Here is a 22,866-nt window from a genome sequence, read left to right on the forward strand (position 1 = left end):
GCGCTAATTTGACTATTGCAAAATAGATTACGCAACAGACAATCACCACCACAGCAGAGAATACAAAGTGCTCTACCGATGGACTTCGCACGAGAAACGTGACTTGCGTTGCAAGCAAGATTATCAAAAAAGGGAAAAACATTTTAGAAGAATTCCCATGCATGGTGATCTCCCAACTCAAAAGTTACTTGTCACGGCATATTGTGTATCCATCACGGTTAGCTCTGGGCATAGCCTATAGGACTACAGTTAGTATGGCTCACTCCGTTCATGCGGGCAAGTGATTGAGGTAACATTTTATCCATTATTTATCATGTATTAACTTTCCTAGCAGCACTACCCCTCTGATTCTGCAAGTGAACAATCAGCATAAGCGCAAAGAATACTAAGGTCATAGCCGGTATGCGGAACATTTCGTGCGGATAGACCAGTGTGCGCCAACCAAGCATAGACATCATCACCAATTGGGAGGCAACCACCCACCCCAGTGCGTCGCGACGCCAGAGTCCCACAATGATCCCCACAACGATTACAACAATGAGTGCAATGCTAAACGACGTCGTGGTGCTGCCGATTTGATTCGAGAGCGCATCCCCTGCTCGTAACTGCGCTGCGTAGTCAACAATGCCCAAGAAACCAGAAAATGGGATTCCGATATTGCCGCTATCATACTCCTGCTGCTGAGCATCAAAATTACTACGCACATACACCAACCAGCACAATAAACTAAGCGGCCCTATAGCAAGGGCAAAAATTGTCGTCCTTGCCCGCTGCCAAGAAAGGTTATGCTCTACAAGCCATCGCCATACAGTTAGGGCTATCAAGGCCAAAATTGCGAGGCTAAGCTGCTCTTTTGTTAAGCACACTGCAATACTCAAGGGCATGAGTAGCCATCGCGAACGTCGACTGCCATACACCAGAAGTACCAATGCAAGCATAAATACTTGGAAAGGTTCCGTAAGCACCGTAGTAGTAGAAAACAACAAACCCGGGCTCATGGGAACAAGCAGCCCCCACCAAGGACTTCCCCCAAGGCGATAAGCAAGATAGGCAATGCTCATGGCCGCTGCCGCTGCAGAGCCTATCGCCAAAACCCATGCAACGGTGTCAAAAAGATGTTCCTGCCCCAATGCACAAACACGGATCAACCATGCATAAAACGGGTGCCCATAGCGATAAGCCGCCAGGTCAATGAGATCATGTGCGCTGCCGCGAGCAAAAGGATCAGCTGCCATTGCCCATAGATATACCCCGTCATAGTGATCTTCCGGGTTAGACGAAAGTCGAAAACTAGGGTCGCGTGTTTGGATATAACTAGCTATCGGATCATCTTCGGTAGCATTCATCAATAGTGATGGGGAAAATGGTTCCGCACCTCGTCGTGAAGCCCATTGCGCCAGCAATGTTACGAATGCGCTGAGGATACCGCAACATAGTATGGCGAGCCTGGGATTGGATATTTTCTGTGAAAAGGGCACGCAGCTCATTATGGCATAGAACAATAAGAAAAACCGCCCTGACGAGCAGAGCGGTTTTAATCCTAGATTCTAGGGATATTACTTGATGATCTTGGTAACACGACCAGCACCAACGGTACGGGAACCCTCGCGGATAGCGAAGCGTAGACCCTCGTCCATAGCAACTGGCTGGATCAAAGTAACAGACATATCTACGTTGTCACCAGGCATAACCATCTCGGTACCCTCTGGCAACTTCACAACACCGGTAACGTCGGTGGTGCGGAAGTAGAACTGTGGACGGTAGTTATCGAAGAATGGGGTGTGGCGTCCACCTTCATCCTTAGAAAGAACGTACACAGAACCCTCGAACTCGGTGTGAGGAGTGTAAGCACCTGGCTTAACAACAACCTGTCCACGCTCAACATCTTCACGCTTAAGACCACGAAGAAGAAGACCACAGTTGTCGCCTGCCTCGGTGTAGTCAAGAAGCTTACGGAACATCTCGATACCGGTAACGGTAGTCTTCTGAGCCTGCTCACGGATACCGATGATCTCAACTTCTTCGTTAACGTTGAGGGAACCGCGCTCAACACGACCGGTAACAACAGTACCACGACCAGTAATGGTGAAGATATCCTCGATAGGCATCAAGAATGGCTTATCAGTCTCACGCTCTGGATCTGGGATAGAGTCGTCACAAGCCTGCATGAGGTCGATGATGGACTGAGTCCACTTCTCGTCACCCTCAAGAGCCTTCAATGCAGAGATGTGGATGATTGGAGCTTCCTCATCGTATTCCTGCTCAGCAAGAAGTTCACGAACTTCCATCTCAACGAGCTCGATGATTTCCTCATCGTCAACCATGTCACACTTGTTAAGTGCAACGAGGATGTAAGGAACACCAACCTGACGAGCAAGAAGAACGTGCTCGCGGGTCTGAGGCATTGGACCGTCGGTAGCAGCAACAACAAGAATAGCGCCGTCCATCTGAGCAGCACCGGTAATCATGTTCTTGATGTAGTCAGCGTGACCTGGCGCATCAACGTGTGCGTAGTGGCGCTTCTCGGTCTGGTACTCCACGTGGGAGATGTTAATGGTAATACCGCGTTCTTTCTCTTCTGGCGCCTTGTCAATAGCGTCGAAAGCGAAAGCCTCGTTGAGATCTGGGTAAGCGTCAGCCAACACCTTGGTAATAGCAGCGGTGGTGGTAGTCTTACCGTGGTCAACGTGACCGATAGTACCGATGTTTACGTGCGGCTTAGTACGCTCGAACTTAGCCTTTGCCACTGTATGTCCTCCTGGACTTCGCGGTGACCACGACTCTCGCAGCCACATGGTTTACAAACACTGTGCTTTCAGCTGCTAATTCGGCAGCCTGGCAAACACAGCACATTACAAAATTGTGCCAGTTACATAATGCTATTCCCACACGCCTAATTTTTCAAGCCGCGCAGCACTATTAGGGAATCATAGCGGGTAACGGCCTGCTCATTACTCAGTTTTCTACAGCAATAACGCACGAACAGAACTCTGAATAATCAGCAGACCACTACCCGATTCGCATTTCCTCAGCAACTGACACGCAACTGAGAAAATGCAGGCAGCAGTACCTAATTAAATTCTAGGCAGTACCATTACGCTCAGCAACAATTTCAGCTGAAACGTTAGTTGGCACCTCTGCATAAGAGTCGAAGATCATGGTGTACTGTGCACGACCCTGAGTACGGGAACGCAAGTCACCAACATATCCGAACATCTCAGAAAGAGGAACCTTAGCCTTCACAACCTTAGCTCCTGCGCGATCATCCATAGAAGCAATCTCGCCACGACGTGAGTTGATGTCACCAATAACATCACCCATGTAGTCCTCAGGAGTGATAACTTCAACCATCATCAAAGGCTCAAGCAATACTGGCTTTGCCTTTGCCACAGCTTCTTTGAGCGCCTGGGAACCAGCGAGCTTGAAGGCCATTTCAGAGGAGTCAACCTCGTGGTAAGCACCATCAAGCAACGTAGCCTTGATGTTTACCAATGGGTAGCCTGCAAGGTAACCATACTGCATAGCGTCTTGGATACCAGCATCCACAGAAGGAATGTACTCTTTTGGCACACGACCACCGGTAACAGCATTCTCGAAGGTGTAGGTTGCACTCTCGCCCTCTTCCAGAGTCTCTGGATCTGGGTTATATGGCTCAAGGGCAATGATAACCTTAGCGAACTGACCTGAACCACCAGTCTGCTTCTTGTGCGTGTACTCGACCTTCTCCACAGCCTTGCGGATAGTCTCACGGTAAGCAACCTGTGGGTTACCCACATTAGCTTCAACCTTGAACTCACGCTTCATACGATCGACGAGAACGTCGAGGTGGAGCTCACCCATGCCACCAATAACGGTCTGACCTGATTCCTCATCAAGCTCAACGGTGAATGTTGGGTCCTCTTCAGCGAGCTTCTGAATAGCAGTACCGAGCTTCTCCTGGTCGGACTTAGTCTTAGGCTCGATGGAAACCTTAATCACGGGATCTGGGAAGTCCATAGACTCCAAGATGATTTGGTTGTTCTTATCACATAGGGTGTCACCGGTGGTGGTGTCTTTCAGACCAATGAAAGCGTAAATGTTACCCGCGCGCGCTTCTTCAACAGGGTTTTCCTTGTTAGCGTGCATCTGGAATAGCTTACCGATACGCTCGTTCTTACCCTTGGTGGAGTTAGCAACCTGGGTACCAGGCTCAACAATACCGGAGTACACACGAACGAAGGTGAGCTTACCAAAGAATGGGTGCGCAGCAATCTTGAAAGCAAGAGCAGAGAAAGGCTCATCAACAGAAGGCTTACGAGTGATTTCCTTGGACTCATCACCAACAGCAGTACCGTGTACCTCACCAATGTCTAGTGGAGTTGGAAGGAAGTCGATAACTGCGTCGAGAAGTGGCTGAACACCCTTGTTGCGGTATGCAGTACCACAAAGAACTGGGTAAATTTCAGACGCAATGGTGAGCTTGCGGATAGCACCCTTGATTTCTTCAAGAGTAAGCTCCTCGCCACCAAAATACTTCTCCATGAGTTCTTCATCAGACTCAGCAACAGCTTCAAGGAGCTTCTCGCGGTATTCCTCAGCCTTTTCCTGAAGGTCAGCTGGGATTTCCTCGATTGTAGGCTCAGCACCAGTCTCTACTTTACCGCGCCAAGTAATTGCCTTCATTTCTAGCAAATCGACAACACCGTCGAAGTCATCTTCAGCACCGATTGGAAGTTGCAATACCAATGGCTTTGCACCAAGGCGGTCGATAATGGTCTGAACGGTGTAGTAGAAGTCTGCACCAAGCTTATCCATCTTGTTTACGAAGCAGATACGTGGAACGTCGTACTTAGCAGCCTGACGCCACACCTGCTCGGACTGAGGCTCAACACCCTCTTTACCGTCGAACACAGCAACTGCACCATCAAGAACACGCAAAGAACGCTCAACCTCAACGGTGAAGTCCACGTGACCTGGGGTGTCGATGATGTTGATCTGGTTACCATTCCAGAAACAAGTAACAGCAGCGGAGGTAATAGTAATACCGCGCTCTTTTTCCTGCTCCATCCAGTCTGTGGTGGAGGCGCCGTCGTGAGTCTCGCCTACTTTACGGTTGATACCGGTGTAGAAGAGGATACGTTCAGTAGTAGTAGTTTTACCAGCATCGATGTGAGCCATGATGCCAATGTTGCGAACCTTGTTGAGGTCTTTAAGCACTTCTTGAGGTGCCACGTTATTCCCTAACTGTGTAGCCCAAGCGCTCGAAAGCGCCCGTTATACGGATATGTCTGTTTAGTAATTATTTATCTTGCCAAAAAACTGCTGAACTTTCAGCACGAGTTTAAGCAGACGGAAAAAGAACCCAACCACAGGGCATAACATCTAATGCACTGAGCCATAGATGACGCATACATGGTTGGGTTAGTTTCTGCATAAGATATTTTACCAGCGGTAGTGTGCGAATGCACGGTTAGCTTCAGCCATCTTGTGAGTGTCTTCACGACGCTTCACAGAAGCACCAAGACCATTAGCTGCATCAAGAATCTCATTAGCAAGACGCTCGATCATGGTGTGCTCACGACGCTGACGAGTGAAAGTTACCAACCAGCGAAGTGCAAGAGTGTTAGCACGATCAGGACGAACCTCAACAGGAACCTGGTAGGTTGCACCACCAACACGACGAGAACGAACCTCGAGGTCAGGCTTGATGTTTCCAAGAGCCTTTTCCAAGGTAAGCACTGGGTCGGTACCAGTCTTTTCTTTGCAGATATCAAGTGCACCGTAGACGATACGCTCTGCAGTGGACTTCTTACCGTCGAGAAGCACTTTGTTTACCAGCTGAGTAACAACCTGAGAGCCGTACACTGGATCTTTAACAATAGGACGCTTTGGAGCTGCATTTTTACGCATTGATTACTTCTCCTTCTTTGCGCCGTAACGGGAACGAGCCTGCTTACGGTCTTTTACGCCCTGAGTATCAAGTGCGCCACGGATAACCTTGTAACGAATACCTGGAAGGTCCTTTACACGACCACCACGAACAAGCACCATTGAGTGCTCCTGGAGGTTGTGACCCTCACCTGGGATATACGCAGAAACCTCAATACCAGAGGTCAAACGCACACGAGCGAGTTTACGAATAGCTGAGTTAGGCTTCTTAGGTGTAGTTGTGTAAACACGAGTACACACGCCACGACGCTGAGGAGAACCCTTCAGCGCAGCTGTCTTTACCTTAGCTGCTTTATCGTGGCGGCCCTTGCGAACAAGTTGCTGAATAGTAGGCATGAACCGTCTTTCTGTAATTTTCTTAACGCCCCAGCACTGCACAGTGCAGCACCAATGACTTTTACATGGAAATGACCCCAAACACGACAAAAAAGGGGCTCTTTATCGGGGCCACTTCCGAGATTCCCAGAACATCACGCCTCATGGTTTTACAAGAAATCCATGAGAAATGATGACAGGTTCCCATAGATAATCGGGATCAAAAAGACACACTACCCTATGATCTTGGGATTAACCAAATCATAGGGTAGGCGTCGAAAGCGCAAGGGACATTAGTCTACAAGACGCTGCCCTGTTGTTGACGAGAAGAAATGCTGACCATCTTCCCGAATACGGGCGTACACCACAGTACCTGGTTGAGGTGCCACGTGAGGCAACGCACGAACCACAATCTGATCACTCTTTTCCGGATTCTGCTCAGCACCAGAACTCAACTGCCCGCCACCAACGAGACGCCCATACAGATAGGAGTCCGAACCAAGCTCCTCGACGAAATCCAACTGCACCGGAATAATGCCCTCGGTAGCGCTCGCCGCCTCTGCCTCAGAAACCAACTCCAACGCCTCCGGACGGAACCCAATCACTACCTGGGACTTATCCTCAGCTGTCAAGGCTTGACGCACCTGCTCAGGGACCCGGACTCGTGCTTGCCCTAAAGTGGCATAACCATCATCGTCTAGAGCAAAGGTGCCGATATTCATAGCAGGCGAACCAATGAATCCTGCCACAAACACATTATTAGGGTGCTCATAAAGCTCCCGAGGAGTACCCACCTGCTGCAATTCTCCCTGGTTAAGCACCGCAATACGATCCCCCATTGTTAAAGCCTCAGTCTGATCATGGGTAACATACACCGTGGTAACACCTAAACGACGCTGCAAACTAGCTATTTGGGTACGGGTTTGCACACGCAATTTAGCATCCAAGTTTGACAATGGCTCATCCATGAGGAACACCTGCGGCTCACGCACAATAGCGCGCCCCATTGCAACACGCTGACGCTGACCACCAGAAAGCGCTTTTGGTTTCCGATCCAATAGCTCAGTCAGATCAAGAGTTTTCGCCGCCTGCTCCACTCGCTGATTGATAACCTCCTTAGGCTCACCAGCGATTTTTAGCGCAAAGCCCATATTTTCCCGCACGGTCATATGCGGATAAAGCGCATAGTTCTGGAACACCATCGCAATATCGCGCTCTTTAGGCTGAGCATGAGTAACATCACGACCACCAATCAAAATGCGCCCACTGCTGACTTCTTCCAAGCCCGCAAGCATACGCAAGGTAGTAGATTTACCGCAGCCCGACGGTCCGACGAGCACCAAAAACTCGCCATCAGCAATATCTAAGTTGATTGATTTAACCGAGGGCTCACTAGCGCCTGGGTACACCAATGTCGCATTCTCATAAGTAACACTTGCCATTTTTCCTCCATCGGCAGGAACGTGCCGAACGATCCGTAGTGAAGATAAGTGAAGATTGCAGTTTTAACCACAGTAAGACGTTTACTGTGATACATAACAAACCTAGCAGAAAACAGTTATCCTGTTATATCGTGTTAGGTGTGAATACTCCTGGCACCCCATCCGCACCTTCCGCAGCAGCGTCGACTGCATTCTCAGAAGCACTGCACCCTGCCCCACGCCTGAACTATCGGCAAACATTGCCAGATTTCTTCTGGTACCCAGTACAGCCAGCTCATTCATTTCTGACCGTGCCAGTAGTACAAAAAACTTTTAGCGACGCAGGTTGCCCAGTAGATGCCAGCCTCAGCCCTCGGGAATTTTTTGCGCATATTGAATCCACATTACGCACCCCGGAAACACCTTATGGTCAAACCCCCGTACACACCTATGCCCTAGTGACCATGTACCATCAGCTCATTATTGATCTCGTGGTGTTCCAAAATGATGAAGCGGTCATTAAATCGCACAAAAATATCAGCAACATCTTGCGCCTCGCCGCACTGTGCAATTTCATCCTCGGTGACAGCGCCGCACGCATGACTAACCATCTCTACCTTGGAATGCTCTACCACTACAACAAACTCACCGACGCAGCTATCAACGAATTCCGCGCTGCTACCAACTGCGCCGCGCTCTGTTCCTATGATGAGCTGAACCTAGCTGAGTACCTCTTACCTGATTGCTCCCCACAAAAACGCGAGGAATTGGTACGGGAATTAGGCAATTGTTCACTTGTTCCAGTTGCCAGCGTGGCGCGTCGATTTGCTCAGATTAGCCAGAATCGACAAGAAGCGCAGCAACAGGCTCCGGCGCAGACTCAGCAATATACTCAGCAACAGGCGCAACCCCAACAGCAGGCGCAGGCTCCTGCTAAACCTACCCCGCAACACACCCACACCACACAGCAACCCAAATCCGCCACAACTCACACAGCTCCAGAAAGCAATGCTCCACAAAAAACAGCTCAAGACGTGCAGAATGAACAACGCTTGCGGGCACAGGCACTCAGTGAGGTCATTATTGATACGCAGTCCATTAGCGAGGCTCACAAATATACCGATGAGCTTTTCGAGGTACTTGAAGGACTCGACAATGACTACGCTGCAGAACTTTTAACAAGCACTGCCGATACCTTGGGCCAGCAAAATAATGCAGAACAACTTGCGGTAAAAGTCTATGACCAATTAAGCCAACTCTATCTACACAACCGCAATCCTATTGCAGCTACTGCCGCAAACTATCGTGCCATTATGACTCTGCGGTCTACCAATGAAAAAGAACATCTACGCGAAGCCTTCGACCGCGCTACCAAAAATGAGACGCTCGCTGCCACAACTGGCGACGCAGAGTCGATCATTAAAGCCAAAATCCTCCTAGCACTGCTCTACATCAATGCAGGACAACCCAAAAATGCCATTGGAAAATTATTAGAGGTCACGGATAATCCTGCGTATCAAAATCTGCGGGAAAAAACCGATCTCATTATGCTGGCACGAGCACAATGTATATTAGCTAAGGCATGGGCGCAGTGGGCGGCTACCTTAAATAGAGATAGCCAAAAGGACGCTTTACACTTTTCAACTCAAGCATTTGAGACTGCCAATGCCATTTTCCAGAAGGTCGGGCAGCCCGACGGTGTGGACGTTACCCGCAATCTTTATAACATTTAAGCGCGCGCAACACTCTGGCACGTGCAGCTAGAACGCCACAGCACAACCCTAACGCAACCAGCCCTTATTACTTGGCAGCCATATGAGCACCAGCGCAATAATGCCGATGATCCCGCCAATCCATAGGCGATCGTCGATAAGGAAAAACAAACTCAATACTGACCATATGCTAAGCCCAATGCGCCCCCACTGGTAGCCGCTGAGCATGAAAATTGCGCAAGTGGCGGCAAAGATGAGCGCTATGATACTTAACCCTATGTGAATATCGAAGTCATGCGCATACTGCACATCAAAGAAGAAACGGTTACCTAGCAGGAAAAACAGGTAAATAAAATGCAGCAATGTCAATGCTGTAGCAATCAATAATGCCCACGGCGCATGGAAGATATTTACCCGCCCACGGATGTGATTTGATCCAACAGCCCCCACATATTCCTGCTCAGGGTAGGTAGACTGTGTGCTGCCAAAGCGATAATCATTCTGGTTAATGCCCGTGGTTGCCCGAGTTGGCGCAAATGCTTGGTCACCATTGCGATCATTCCCCTGGTCATAGCCCTGGTTAGGGTTTCTAAAACCACCAAAGGTCATGTTCATTTCCCTCCTGTGAGAATGTTGTAGTCATAGAGCAACCACAATACGGGGTCAGCGCAGCGGAATGGCGCAATGCCAGAACGATCCAAATGCGAACCATGCGGATTATTCCCCAGTGATGACACCGCAAAAAAACGCAATTGACTACCTTGGTCAAAGCCCTGACTAGTCAGCGTGTTAATCAAGCGCTTGGCGTCGAGCCGCACTAAGAGAGAAGAAATCTCATTATGCAATAGTACCTGGTCAGTGCCAGTGTATGGTGGGTCGAGTTCCCGATTAAACGCCGCACCATAATTACCCATGATCTCTGCCCAATCCAGCCCTTGTATCTCCTCTAGCTGGCGCAACGTATCAAACTTAGACAAGGTGACCGCTAACCGAGTACGCGTGCCATTCATCAGATACAGCAGGTTATCAAGAACATTCTTCGTTGGTTCCTCATCAGCGCTCTCCACATGGACTTTGCCGCGCAGCATTTTCTGGATTTCTTCCACAGTAAGCGGGTCAAAGAGGAAAATAATTTCATGCGCGTATTGGAAAAATTCCAGTTGAGCAAGATTCTCCTTGGGCAACACCTCCAAATCTTCACCCGCGACGTCGCGCAGTACCAAAAAAACTTGGCGCTGTTCGCCTTGAATATCCCACTTTCCAATGTCAAAGATGAGTGGATCATGCTGGTAGGCGTCGCCAGAATTGATGGACGGAGTTGAATTCGGCAAGCCCATCTTCCGATACAACGGATCCTCATAATTATGCGCATAGCTTTCTGCGGTCGACGCATCAGCTGGACGCAACACCTGCCCATAATTTTCAATCATCTGCTCAAGCACTTTGAGCAACACCGCAATGTAGAGTGTTTTTCCACTAGCCCGAGCCCCAGCAAGGGCAATAGTTATGGTCAATGAACCCTGCCAACCTTGCGGCAATTCCCTATCCACAAACTCAGAACGAGTAGCCATAGGATTAGCCAAAGGACGGAAAGTGTAAGGGCACCTAGTTGAGTAGTCGAGAGTCATGAACGCTTACTTTCTACTTTCCTTATTCTTTCCTTATTCAGAAACGACACAAGCATGCACAATATCAGCGTAAACGCCACGCAATGCCTCAGTGTTATTCTCTTTTAACAATGCCACCAACTGCGGACTAAGCGATAACGTTCGAGTACGTGGCTCAAAAAAAGTCTCTTGATCCCGCACACCAAGCACAATACTAAACCCTGCATTCGATTCTGGCTCAGGCTGTTCGTCACGAATACAGAAAGTGGGAACCTCAGGAGCCTGCTCATCACACCCACGCACCACACCAGAACCAATATGCCCTGCACCCTGACCAACCACCTCAGAAACAGCAGTCAATAACTCCGCACTATTATTGGTATAAATAGGCTGATCATTATTTTTATGCGTTTTCCCTGCATATACCGCAATGCCTTTATCAGGATAAAGCGCACCCACCACACCAGTAATAACTTCTGTAGCCACTTCCAACTCAGCAGCCGTACTCTGCGCACTCATCGACGCCGTAGCATCAACAATGAGTTTGAGAACACCAGGAGCAGCCGGAATCTGAGTATGCGAGAAAGTACCACGATTCTTTTCACTCAACACCCCGGCACGCACCATAGCAGCCACACCAGTCATAACCTTCTCGCTGCGAATCCCCTCAGCTTTCACCACAAGGTTCTCCCCCGCAAAAGCCAATGTGCCCACCACAGCACTTTGCCTGCCGTCGAGAGCAATAGGCGGCAGCTCCACTCCTTGTGCTGCAGGGGTTCCCATCTTGCCGCGAATAACCACCACCCGTACCTGGGTTCCAGGACCAAACTCCTCGCTACCTACTGGGTGCAAAGAAATTTTTATCTCCCCACTCCCACCACGTAATTTGAGCAGGCTATCGCGAGCTCGGTTATACTGCGCATGCCCTGTTAATTCAATGCGTATCGGGGTCGACTGTGCCCCAAGTGCGAAAGCCTCAACATCAATCGCACCACGCATAAGAATTTCGGTGCTTTGTCCTGCGCTAAGAGTACGAACTGCCATGATTATTCCTTAAAAATTTGTCGATATATTTCCGGCGATATGCTGCGACCTCATCTGGCGGAGATCACGAGATCCTTGAGATTGCTGTGCTTGCTGTGAGGATTGAACTGGCCCAGAACGCCTAGGAGGTACTGCCACGGGCGCCCCAACCATTCCTTCCTTCACAACACGCTGCACCAACGCAGCAGTATCATGCAGAGGATGGTTGGGCTTTGCCCGCACCATCTCCAATCGCGGCAGCACACTAGCCGTATGCGCATTCGCCAAAAACTCATGAATACGCGCCACATAGCGCTGTTGCAATTCCGGCTGCCACGTTTTTACGCACTGCCACGGCATAGACATAATCAAAAAAGAATGTTCTGCCCCCACACCAGCAAAATAACCAGCTGCACTGGCAGCATAAATGACCAACAACTGCTCTGTATGCTCTGGGCTTAAGTGCTCTGGGGAACGTCGCAAGAACTCTACCACTGCCGACCAGGTATAGCAGAGTGTTTCCTCAGGATAGCGCTCTATAGCATCCAACCATTGCGCACCCTGATGAGCATTGATGTAGTCGATAACCGGCTGAACCACATGAACTTCCGACGTCACACCTCGTTGATTATGCACCTGCGTTCGAGGTGTAGGCGGCGTTTTCTTGTCCTTTGCTTCTGCTATGGGGCTATCCGTCGAGGATGCGTGATCGGAACTAGCTCCAGAACGTGCTAAGGAATCAGTGACATCAGCAAAAGGATTCGCACCATAGTCGTGATCCTGGTTCTGCGCCAACAAATCAGTGGCTGCGGATCTGCGCTGCGCCTTAGCTGATGGTGCCGATTGCGTTCCTGAAAGGGATGCGTCTAGCGCAACCACAATGGCAAGTGCTGTTGGGTCAGTCCATAACTGCGCACCATACTCAAGTAGTTTCTTCGACTTAGCTGTTTTCTGAATCTGGCGCATATACTCGCCACTGCGTACATAGGACAGTGTCTCTGAGCTGTCGTAATCCACACCAGCAGCAATGTCAATAACTATTGACTCTGTTTCTTGCTCATTCTCCCGCACCTGTGCAACATCACTACGCGGAATCGCAACCAAGCGTGCTCGAGAAACCTTGGCAAGAGTATTCTCTCGCTCAAAAGTGGAAAAGTATAGTTCTTGTGCGGTTTCAGGAGAAAAACAATACCCGATGGCAGCAATCCACAATGCCGCCTGCTGATGATCAACACCAAGAATAATTCTTTTTTCCCCACTAGCAAGCGCATCGACAATGACCCCAAGAGTAACAAGCTGTGCAGGTTCCTGGGCAAACAGCTCTCGCATAACTTGCTGCGGATTAGCAAGGGCACGAGGGTCAGAATCAGGACGAGTGCTCAACTGCGTAGAGCTAAGCTGCACAGAATCAATTTCATTGTTGAATGGTTCAGCAAGTTCTGGTGCAGCGATGAAACTAGCCGGATAAAAAGTTAGCTCAGACTCGCTCGCGTGGGAATAGCGAAAAATATGTGCCGTGGAAAAAACATTACCTGCGCGGTTCGCGGAGTCTTTTCCAGCGGGAACAGAATGAATGAGCACCTTGGCGCGATGTGGCGCTAAAGACAGCCATGCTGTTCGACGCACAAATTGCTGTCTGTCCTTGGCAGAGGCATAGAGCGGAATAGGTGTTTGACTAGCCAGGTGGGTAGGGATTTTGCTAATCACTGAGCTTTTTTCTTCTTCACTCATCTGCCCAATGCAGGTGCCGATCTGCCAACCAGCTCGTTTGCGTGACGATGTTGCTGCGGCAAAAGAGGCATAGGTAAGCGCACCATCACTGCAAATAGTCTGTGCTTCAGGCTCAATCCTTTGCCCAGCGTCGTTATGCGTCTGAGCTTCCGACGCTGTGCCTTGTACCTGCTGTTCCCACTGGCGCTGGGTCTGTGACTCAGATTGCTGATAAGCATCATGAAGAATACTTGCCATGCTGGCTTTTTCTTCTTCCCAGGACATTTCCCACCTCCTTAAAGCTCTATTGCGACTTGTCTAGCGCGAAAACCAACCGCGTTTTTTGGGTTTTTGCTGCGCTGGTTGTGCTGGTTGTGCTGGTTGCATCGGTTGCGGCTGTTGTGGTTGCTCTAGTGGCCGGACTGTTTCGACAACACGGGTATATTCACTATGCCCATTACCAGGCTGGTAGCCAGTACCTAACCCTGGATCTGCATACGACGAGGCACCAGGTTGCGCCACAGCACCAGATCCTCCTGCCCCAGGTACACCAGCTGGAGCAGCAGCATGGGCACTGTTGCTCTGGAATACTGCAACATGATCCTTATTGATAAACGTCAATTCATTACGCTCATCAGTTAAAATTTTGCGCACCCCAGCAGCATGAATATCCTCATGCACCATGAATAGCCGAATAAAGCCCGGACGAGTTATTTCTTTACCAGGAATAAACCATGTGGTTGCGCCCTGCTCATCAGCACCAAGCTCCTCAGTGGTCAAAATGGGACCACCAATGGAATCAGCGTGCGCATTGTCCCATCGTTGTGCGCTTAATTCCACACGATGTCGTTGCGCATAATCCTGTGAGAAAAGCGGCAGTCGATCCGCATTGTGGACGATACGGAATCGCGGTGGGTTAGGGTCACGCGCACCATCGCGCCACACTTTAATGATCAACCCTGGGTTATTGCCCGCTACCGCCTGAATTGTGTAAAGATAGCGCCATAATCCTGGATAATTCACCACAGTGGGATTTTGGGCACTCTCAATTCTGCCGGCGTCCATGCTCTGCGGGGTGAGCACAATATCTTCACCATTAGCGTTCAGGTTCAGTCTGATACCACCATTACGGCGATAATTCTTCTGGGTAATCTCACCAATTTTTGTCCGCTCTAAACCGTTGTGATAACCACCGGTAGAGGTTTTTTCTACTAAAACAGTGCTTGCGCCTAGTGGCCAGTCGAAGGAAATAAGTTGGAACCCAACATTTTCGCGTAATTGCGCCTGCTGTATATCGCCCACTCGTTGCAGCGCACTCGACTGCCCCACAATGGCTTTCTCTCCCAAGATATTTACCGGGGTGACATATACTTCATCTTCACCATCTGGCCACATGAAATAATGATCCACAGACTCACCTGGTGCGTAGTCGTCAAAATCGCGGTAGATAATGGCATTGCTGAGCACCCCGTCGTTCTCTAATGCCTCAATTGGTACTTCTTCCCACGTGAGGTCTTCATTAGGGCGTTGATTGCTCAGATATACGCGCACTTTACCTACCGGTGGCGCATACCAATTCACATAAATCTGAGTGCTTGCGGTGACATCATCTTGTATCTTATCCACCAACTCAAACGGTACTTTTTCCAGCTCACCATCGACATTGACAATATATTCTTTGCTGGTAGGACCATAGTTTTCATTGCCTGACGCGTCGAGCACCCCAGCACAAAAGGCGACTTTGACACTCACGCCACGGTTGTGCGTGCGATAACGGAAAGAACGCTTTGTCACGCCGTCGAAAAGCTCATTTTCGGGGCGGTCAATGCGTCCACGACCCCCCTCCATGACATACACGCGCATTTTATGTAGCCCACTAATAGCTGGCCAGGTGCCCTCAATGACTCCTTGGGCTTCGCTAATCTGAATATCGCACGGCGGGAAAATGCACAGTTGGCGACCAATGAAAATGGGTTGGGCGCGTCTAGCGTCTGCGATGTCTTTGCCTACATATGCCCACACTTGGTATTCCATATAGGCATGATGATCCGGGACAGGATCCTCAAAGGTGGTGTCAGTGGTCACCACCAGTTCTTCTGCGTCATCAGGTGAGGGTTCTTCTGTGAGATAGTCAGTGCGCATGACGCGGTAGAGCACAGTGTCATAGCCGTGGATGGGTTCCCAAACGATTTCCGTGCGCGCTTGGCTATCTGCATTCTCCCGACGATAATTCAGATCATAGGTATTAATCCCTGGTGCCCCAGCCACATCTGCACCATAATCATAGGCGCTAAACTCTAAACCAGTGATGATCTGATCCGCTGCTTGTGCGACTTCCGCTGCCTCTGCTGCCACGATGGCTTCTTCAGGTTCCGCTTCCGACGTTGCAGTTGTTCCAGGGGCAGCTCCAGAATCCTGAGCAGCTGTCAGCAAATGCTCGGGGGCAGCTTGCTGCCGTTTACGCATTATCTCAGGAATAAGATCGCTATGCTCTTCCCCCAATAGTTGCGCTAATTCTTGCTCATCCAACTGCGGCGCACGCATAATTCGCTCTAGCGTGACTTGATCTAATTGCGATAAGCGAAGGTGCAATGTCGAGTTCATAAGCGTCTTTCCTTTATTTGCATATTTGTGCGCTAAGGCTACGAGTGCTTGCGGGGGTTAAATCAAGCCATCAAAATCATCGGCAATATCTGGCAAGGGTGTCTGGAATTGTGCCGATACTGGCGACGCCGTTGCCGCAGATTCACTCTGCTCATTCTGGGTAGTTGCCTCCAATGACGGCAACTCTAGCGCTGTGGCTGCACGAGAATGATCAGTGTGTTGCTCAGCTGCAAGCTGGAAATATCCCAAGTCGGTGAAGGCACCATATTCCACCACGGTTAACGACTCAGAGAGAGAATCGCCAACATTATGGCGAGCTAATACTCGGATATGCGGATCTACCTCAGCAGCACCATTGTTCACCCCGTCGCTGGTGATGATCTTATGGTTAAAACTGCTGTTGAGTTTGCCTGTTTCTAAGCGCACCATATCGGTATTGAGCGCACTATGGGATATTTTCTGCTCATAACTGGAATTATGCGTACGCAAGAAATTCAACCCATACTGCCATGCTTGCATACCACGCTCATGCCCAAATACGCCAGTATCTTCAAGACACGCCTGTGCAACTGCTTCTAATTGCGAATTGTGCCCTGATTGCCCATAGAGCGTAACGTTTTCTCCACCATAATTTGCCCGCTTCATCGACTGCTCTAACGCCTGGCTAATGATAGTGTCATAGGCTTGTTCAACCCAGCCAATAGGATAAATCTTGGCACGAATGTGCTCGACCGCATTATTTATTTCTTCTGCACTCGCCTTGCTAGTGCTGATGTGGGTATTGCGTGGTAACCCTGATTGTGCCACGCGGCTCAAACTACGCTTGTGGTCTTGACGACCAAAAGGCTGCGTAAGCACCCTGCTCAAAATAGCCGACCACGCAAAGAATTGCGCATAGGCACCCGAAGTTTTCTGCACCTCCGCTATAGCGCGCTTGAGGTCTTCGGTAACGATCCGTTCATTTTCACTGAGCACTTTTTTCGCCTCAATGACGCTAAAAATTCCTTGGTTAGCTTTGGCAAAAACAATAATCTGCCACAGCAACATCAAGACAGAAAAAACAATGCCAAAGAGTAAGGTGCGCTGCCAGGTAAAGAACTCATTACTCAACGCCCATGATTGCTCAGCGTTATAACAGGACGCGCAGAGATAGCCCAGCAAAACCATACCCACGAACCAGATAATTTCTATGATTCGCAATTTTCTTGCCAGTTCTTTGACCTTTGCCGCAATGTCCGGCAATTGTTCTAGGTGCTGCCTTATGCTGCGCAAGTCATCACTACACGCCTGGGCTTTCACCCTGGCTTCTTCTACTTTGGTAGTGATTTTCTCGCCAATTTTCCAAGCGAAACTACGCACAGCTTGGTTTTGCCAGTGCCCAAAATCTTGGCGCAATTTTTGCACCCCAGCGTCAGTGGTGTGGCTGGCAGCATAGTTGATTGCCTCTTGGTAGCGCTTGGCACCTTCGGGGTCAAAACCATAGATTTTGGTTTCGGGCAAACTACCGCCGAGCACATTGCTCAATGTTGGGTGGTAGCCGTCGAAAGCCTCGGTGTAGGCGGGGACAGAAAAACGCGCATCGGATACGATCGCTGGAATTTGGTTTAAGGTCAGGCGGAGATCAGAGTCAAAGCGCTCTTTGCCATCAACCAGTGTTTTGGCTGTGTCGGTATAGGCGCGCCAGAAACCACTGAGCGAATCTTGTTGTGCCAGCTCAATGTGATTATTTTTAATCGCTGCGTTGACTTTTGTGGAGGCGTCGTTGAGCTCTTGGATTGTTGATTTGCGGCGACCAGAATGCTTCCCGACGATCACCTCAATATTAGAATCGCCACCATAGAGCAGGTTCTGAATATGCTCCGCCGTTTTTTGGGTAACAGTTGCCGAGAAACTCTGAATCCATGAGGTTGGGCTGCCAATGACTGCCTGGAAGAAGAACTTAAAAAATTGTTTGAGCATCTCAAAGCCGCGCACCTGGATATTTTGCGCATATGCTGCCGGGGTGCGTGGTAGCACGAACTGAGCTGCATTGTTATGCATGAGTGTCTCAGACATAAATTGGGTGGCTCTGTCGTCGTCATCGACATTAACAATGTGCTGCCCATTGGTCAGAGCAGGATAGGGCAAATTATGATCTAGGTCGAATACTTGCTGGTAGATTTCATTTTCTACTGCTGAGGCATCCACATACTGATGGTATGTTCGCACTAAACGGGCGTGTTCTGCAGAAGACACGGTACCACTGTTTTTGATGTATTCCAGATAAGGTGCGCAATCGGCAGTATTCCACAAACCAGCCAGGTTTGCGATTGCTGTGGCAGTATGCGGGGCATTGAGATAAGTAACATCATCTTTTGGCGATAATGGCGTCTCTGAATCCTCGGGCGACACAATCAGCGTATGCCCTTGGAATTCCTGGATAGATGCCGGCTGTTCAAGATTTGGCACTACGAGACGTACTACAGGAATATCTTGGTTTAAGATTCTGCTGCATTCAGCCCGCCAATCACTGACCCGACGCATAATGTCGTCGTAATTGCGGTAGGCGGAGTTAGTTACCGTATCCCCGGCAAGTTCCAGATAGATAATGAAATAGTTATCTGCAACCGACTCACGCCAACCTTGAGAAAGCGACTGCTTGCGAATACGCAAGTTCCCCTCAGTATCAGTATCAATGTTGTCGACGCTATCCATATTGTCTAAGTCTGCCCACAAGAATTTGCGGGTCATACCCAATGCTTGCAGATCGACAAGACTGCTGCGCACTTTGCGAGCATCACTACCGCTGCCGAGGATAAGGGTCGTCGCTGCGCTCATAGGAAATCACCCTCTGAATCACCAAAATCTGGCAATTGCGGCAAACTAGAGTCATTATGCTGCACAGGGGTAGCACTTGGGCTAAAGCTCTGCTCTGGTTGGCTCGCCTTCACTTTCGCTTCTGCCAACCACTGCTGTAGCTCACGCGCCATCTTAAAGGTATCGGGAGCTACATCGTGGAAAAGCGGCATCATCTTTGCGACGTTACGATCAGTCACATCAGCAAAAGGTTTTTGGGTACTGCCAGTACCAGGCACAAAGGCACCGTCGGTAGTTGGAATAAAGTCCAACGAGAGTTTTTCATACTTCTTAAAATACGACAGTGCTGCTTCGTAGCGTTCTTCCAAGGTTGCCGGAGCAGGATTATCTGTTCCTAAAGGTGGCTGTTGACCAGTACGCAACCACGCAGCAAGGACACTGACCACAGAGCGGTTGATATCACCGGTGGTTGGTCCTTCGATGCCGTTGTCGTAGAGTCCACGCAGCACATGATATGGGCGCATAGAATCTGCAATGGCACCCCCAGGCGGCACATCATGACTATTGGCATAGGCCAAAAGCACAGATTCGAGAATCGCTGGCATCCAATCATAGGACTTGCGGAAATAACGAGGTGGGGTCAGCAATTGCTTCGGGAAACTCAACCACCGAGTATTTTCCTCATCCCAAATATAGGCACACGCTTGTTCAGTACCAGGATTATCAATGTAGATACGCTTGAGCGCCATACCAATGAGCCAACCAGCAACCATAGCTTCACGCTCTTTGTTGGTCAGTGGCAATGCTGCTGGTAGTGGTCGTGAGCGACGCAATTCCCAGAAGGATTCTTTATTAGAACGACTATTCCAGTCATGGGCAATATGCGGCAACAAAGAAGAAAATACCAGCGGAGTATAGGCAGGATAAGCACCAAAAACTTCAATGGAACGTATCTTGCGTGACTGCGTTTGGGCATCGTCGAACGTGGTTTTTGTCGTTGCGTCGATATTGCTATCACCTTTGAGGACTTCTCGCAAAATATCGCCAGTTTCTGTCGCCTCGAATGGGATTTCAGAGAAACTATAACGGTACTGCACTTGTGCTTGCCCTTTATAAGCGCGCGCCACCATATCTGTTGAGACAGCCGCCAACGGACGCGCCTTTTCGATCGCCTCACTAAACGCAGCGCGCAAGCGTGCAATTCGATGAGAGAAATCAGCGTCATTAGCAGCATTATCGCGACTGAGATAGGTGCGCAAGTCCAGCTCGATGAAATCAGAGAATGGCTTATTGGGTCGCTGAATCCACAACCGTGCACGATCAAGCAAATCATGTGGACGCAAGCGAATCTCAAAGGTCGCTTTACGCGTCTCTCGACGCTCCCCAACCCCACCAATAGGTTCAACCAGAGAACGAGACACCCACCCCATGCGGTTACCCACTACCGCATCAGCTGGTAGTTGCGGCGCAAGCGTATCATTAGGTGCCTTAACTGCTGACTCAGTCTCCCACTTGCCCAAAATAATTTCTTTAATCGCAGAACGAATCGCATCAGCTGTATATTTCTCATTTTGCGTGGACATAATATGCGCCTCATAATCATGCCCAAAATTCTCCACTTTAGAAATAACAATTTCATTTGCCGAACCAAAGAAGCGCTTATCGACGCGCTCATCATCGTCACGAGGCCAATCCTTAGGCTCATAAGTGGTGACATCAGCAAACTTGGACGGAGTCTTAACCTTCGCCTCTGCTGCATTGAGATCAGCATGGATATTACTCAACGACTTCTGCAATGGCGCAAGTGCCGACACCGCAAAATCCTGCAACACTGGCGCTAACTTCCGGGCAAAAGCACCAGCAACAAAATGCGTAAACTGATTGCGATATGCATCAATCATGGCGCTGACCAGCTGCGCACTATTATTGACCGTGCCCTTACCATTGAGCGGCTGCAAATGCGCACTCAACTCAGCTGGTTGCGCAGTAACCCGCATATTCTGCACAGATTCACCGCGCTTATTGACAAACTCCACCAAGTTTTCCTGAATAGCCTCTCTGAGCCTATCGACGAGTTTCTCAGTATAAGGCACACCAAAACGCGCAATCTGCTGCTCGATATTGGCAACAAAGGTATTAGCAAGCACATCGGCATAGCGATGTACGGCACGATAAGCGACATCTTCGACGATAGCGTGCATTTCTCGATCAAGGCGAGGGTCGTTAATGCGCGCCAGGATAGTATCGTGCCAATCACGAGATTTCAGACCATCACCATTAGGAATGCTCTCACGCATAACTGCATTCATGCGCGCAATAGCTTCATTGCCTTCTTTACCAAAGATGTTAAAGATCCAGTTATCTACTTCGCCCTGGGATAATTGTGAGCGGTACAGTCCCTCAGGTAACCCAGTATCTTTGAGGAATAATGGGTAGTAATCGCGTAGTTTGGCGTCGAGCTGCTCAGTACCAGTGGCATCACTATCAGCGTCAATATGCCCGTGCAGCAGGCGCTCAAAGGCAGAACGAGAAAGACGTTGTGCTGAGTATTCAGCATAGCGATCACGGCCCATAGATAATTGCGCATACCCCATCGAACCCCACGGGATAAAGTCAGCACTTGGATCATGCGGATCACCCCAACCGTGTAGTCCACGGTCAGAGGCAATAACACCAGTGTTGGCTAGGGTATAAGACTTAAAGGAACGAGACGCCTTTTCCGAGCTCATCAAAGCGGCCAAGGCGCGACCAAGACCGCGGTACACAGAATCTGCGCTGCCGTCGCCAAAGGCAGTGCCTTGCCCACCCATGCGCGAACCGATAGGAATCATGCGCCCAATGGAAGAACGCTGTGGGCTACCACCAATGCCCAGTGCACGAAATAGGCGCGCATCGTGTTCCACAGCAGTACCAAATTGTGCTGCAATTGCCTCGCCGAATACTGCCAAAGCATTAGGCCACTGCCCGATGGATTGGTCTTTGGCTAAAGACTCGAACACCTCTGGGGTATACATGAACGCCACTGTTTCTGTAGGCTCGACGCCATCAATAGTGGTCAGAAGGCGGCAAATATCCAAGAACATGGAGGCACCCGCACCACCAGCCATAGAGGAAATCACAAAGATCAGTGGTTTCTCATTATCCATGGGGGTGGAGTCATTATTGTATTGGATATTTAGTTCTTGCAGCTCACGACTACCATTTTTAATACGCTGCAAGGCTTCTTCGAGCTGAGCACGCACCTTGGGCAAAGACTGGATGGTTAGCATACGACCAATACCGCGGAACTGACCAGCACCCGCAGAAATAGGAGTGTCCCGAGTCTCTGGGGAACGACTTGCCCAGGTAGCAATCTCGCCAAGAGCTTTTTTACTACCAAGCACTTGCGACAAGCCCTTATCAAAAGCAGCATAATTCTGGCTTGCTCCTACAGAGACATAGGTACCACCAGCATCAGTAACATTGGGCAATCCCTGAGGACCAGCTTCAGGCACAATAGGAACATCAACAGTAACGAACTGCCAGGATTCCGGCAGCTTAGTCCGATGAGGATCAATAGTTTTTAGGAACGCTTTGAGTTGGTCCATCATATAGGCCTGGGTAGCAGCACCTGATCCACCACAACCTACTACTAAAAACTTCTTCACTTCTTGTTTTCTCCTTTGAGTCACTGAGCTGAGCCATTGAGCGTGTTACATAGATCGCCTACTCAGTTACGCTTTTACTTCAATCCTAACGACTTTGCCCCAA

General features: G+C 49.5%; 14 protein-coding genes. 1 reads left to right on the top strand and 13 read right to left on the bottom strand.

Annotation, left to right across the window (positions count from 1 at the left end):
* Positions 1-311: 311 nt before the first annotated feature.
* From FQV43_RS08485 to FQV43_RS08510, 6 genes are all read right to left on the bottom strand, one after another.
* Positions 312-1,478 (bottom strand): hypothetical protein, encoded by a 1,167-nt coding sequence (locus tag FQV43_RS08485; protein WP_146339991.1) that lies wholly within the window; start codon positions 1,476-1,478, stop codon positions 312-314.
* 78 nt (positions 1,479-1,556) lie between these two features.
* On the bottom strand, positions 1,557-2,747 hold the full coding sequence (tuf, locus tag FQV43_RS08490) for an elongation factor Tu (RefSeq protein WP_144275421.1): 1,191 nt from the start codon (positions 2,745-2,747) through the stop codon (positions 1,557-1,559).
* A 334-nt stretch (positions 2,748-3,081) separates the two neighbouring features.
* Positions 3,082-5,211 (bottom strand): elongation factor G, encoded by a 2,130-nt coding sequence (gene fusA / locus FQV43_RS08495; RefSeq protein ID WP_144275419.1) that lies wholly within the window; start codon positions 5,209-5,211, stop codon positions 3,082-3,084.
* Between the two features lie 210 nt (positions 5,212-5,421).
* Positions 5,422-5,889 (bottom strand): 30S ribosomal protein S7, encoded by a 468-nt coding sequence (gene rpsG, locus FQV43_RS08500; protein WP_144275417.1) that lies wholly within the window; start codon positions 5,887-5,889, stop codon positions 5,422-5,424.
* A 3-nt stretch (positions 5,890-5,892) separates the two neighbouring features.
* Positions 5,893-6,264: a 30S ribosomal protein S12 gene (rpsL, locus tag FQV43_RS08505; protein WP_144275415.1), complete on the bottom strand. Its 372-nt coding sequence runs from the start codon at positions 6,262-6,264 to the stop codon at positions 5,893-5,895.
* Between the two features lie 272 nt (positions 6,265-6,536).
* Positions 6,537-7,685, bottom strand: a complete 1,149-nt coding sequence (locus FQV43_RS08510) for an ABC transporter ATP-binding protein (protein WP_146339993.1) — start codon at positions 7,683-7,685, stop codon at positions 6,537-6,539.
* Positions 7,686-7,825: 140 nt separating this feature from the next.
* Here FQV43_RS08510 and FQV43_RS08515 point away from each other — a divergent pair, with 140 nt between their 5' ends.
* Complete coding sequence (locus FQV43_RS08515; RefSeq protein ID WP_146339995.1) at positions 7,826-9,397, top strand: hypothetical protein; 1,572 nt, start codon at positions 7,826-7,828, stop codon at positions 9,395-9,397.
* Positions 9,398-9,445: 48 nt separating this feature from the next.
* Here FQV43_RS08515 and FQV43_RS08520 read toward each other — a convergent pair whose 3' ends face one another.
* From FQV43_RS08520 to FQV43_RS08550, 7 genes are read right to left on the bottom strand one after another with little or no spacing between them, the layout of a single operon-like run.
* A complete protein-coding gene (locus tag FQV43_RS08520; RefSeq protein ID WP_146339997.1) occupies positions 9,446-9,991 on the bottom strand; it encodes a hypothetical protein in 546 nt (181 codons plus the stop codon).
* Positions 9,988-11,004 (bottom strand): hypothetical protein, encoded by a 1,017-nt coding sequence (locus tag FQV43_RS08525; protein WP_144275407.1) that lies wholly within the window; start codon positions 11,002-11,004, stop codon positions 9,988-9,990. Before FQV43_RS08525 ends, FQV43_RS08520 begins: the two co-directional genes overlap by 4 nt.
* Before the next feature lie 33 nt (positions 11,005-11,037).
* On the bottom strand, positions 11,038-12,027 hold the full coding sequence (locus FQV43_RS08530; protein WP_146339999.1) for a hypothetical protein: 990 nt from the start codon (positions 12,025-12,027) through the stop codon (positions 11,038-11,040).
* A 9-nt stretch (positions 12,028-12,036) separates the two neighbouring features.
* Complete coding sequence (locus FQV43_RS08535; protein WP_146340001.1) at positions 12,037-14,001, bottom strand: hypothetical protein; 1,965 nt, start codon at positions 13,999-14,001, stop codon at positions 12,037-12,039.
* A gap of 33 nt (positions 14,002-14,034) precedes the next feature.
* Entirely contained in the window at positions 14,035-16,320 is a 2,286-nt protein-coding gene (locus FQV43_RS08540; RefSeq protein ID WP_144275403.1) for a hypothetical protein, read from the bottom strand.
* A 57-nt stretch (positions 16,321-16,377) separates the two neighbouring features.
* The gene (locus FQV43_RS08545) at positions 16,378-19,137 is read right to left on the bottom strand and encodes a hypothetical protein (protein ID WP_146340003.1); all 2,760 of its coding nucleotides are present in this window, start codon (positions 19,135-19,137) and stop codon (positions 16,378-16,380) included.
* On the bottom strand, positions 19,134-22,763 hold the full coding sequence (locus FQV43_RS08550) for a tubulin-like doman-containing protein (RefSeq protein WP_146340005.1): 3,630 nt from the start codon (positions 22,761-22,763) through the stop codon (positions 19,134-19,136). The genes FQV43_RS08545 and FQV43_RS08550 overlap by 4 nt, the downstream gene beginning before the upstream one ends.
* Positions 22,764-22,866 lie beyond the last annotated feature (103 nt).

The sequence above is a fragment of the Corynebacterium sp. sy039 genome, assembly GCF_007904105.1.
GTDB lineage: Bacteria > Actinomycetota > Actinomycetes > Mycobacteriales > Mycobacteriaceae > Corynebacterium.